Origin of the sequence: Staphylococcus rostri (assembly GCF_002902145.1) — a bacterium.
Lineage (GTDB): Bacteria > Bacillota > Bacilli > Staphylococcales > Staphylococcaceae > Staphylococcus > Staphylococcus rostri.
In genome coordinates this window covers 1-659 of the sequence record NZ_PPRF01000159.1, presented here as the reverse complement: position 1 = coordinate 659, position 659 = coordinate 1, and the positions used below count along the sequence as shown (strand labels likewise).

Genomic DNA, 659 nt, shown 5'->3' with positions numbered 1-659 from the left:
CTATTCATGACATCTAATTTGTTAAATACTTACTAATATATGCTGTTATTTATGGTTATAGTAAGCTTTATTGCCTCCAAATGTTTTTCTCACTTTTGCACTTGAAAAAACATCTGGTCTTTTCCAGCCGCCGTTTCGAAATTCACCATATTTATTCACTACCGATGCTTTTCCAGATCTCTTATAGTGTTTGTATTTAGAAATGACATAATAGCTATTAGTACCACGAATCCAATATCCTCCGCTGATTGGTCCTGTTTCGATTGATTTCAATGTTGTACCATCTTTTGTGACGTTTTGCTCTGAAACTTCTGATCGTACCAAACCATTATAGTTGTTTACATTCTCTGAACCACCATTGATGATCCCTTCATCTGCGCTCGCGATACCTCCAATGCCTGAAATACCTAGTGCTAAAAGTGACGATAGAATAATTGTTTTGCTCATGGTCATTTTCCTTTCGTTTTTGGACTATGACAATTGTCAGTAAAGAAAGAACTTTCTGACGATATTGTATATCAATATTAATTTAGTTTCAACTTTTATTAATAGTGTCTATTTATCCAACTATTAGATAACTAACATTTTTTATGACTCATTTCTTTAATAAATGTTTTTATGACGCATTTCCAACTAATTTCGATTGTAAATAATTACTT

Annotated in this window: 1 protein-coding gene; it reads right to left on the bottom strand. The window is 32.2% G+C overall.

Translation table 11 applies throughout. The annotated features are described in order from the left end of the window. Positions 1-45: 45 nt before the first annotated feature. Positions 46-447 (bottom strand): lactococcin 972 family bacteriocin, encoded by a 402-nt coding sequence (locus CD122_RS11675; RefSeq protein WP_103359050.1) that lies wholly within the window; start codon positions 445-447, stop codon positions 46-48. Positions 448-659: the final 212 nt, after the last annotated feature.

Coding starts and splice junctions, on each gene's coding strand:
- CD122_RS11675 (WP_103359050.1), bottom strand. CDS start 447: ATGAGCAAAACAATTATTCTATCGTCACTTTTAGCACTAGGTATTTCA.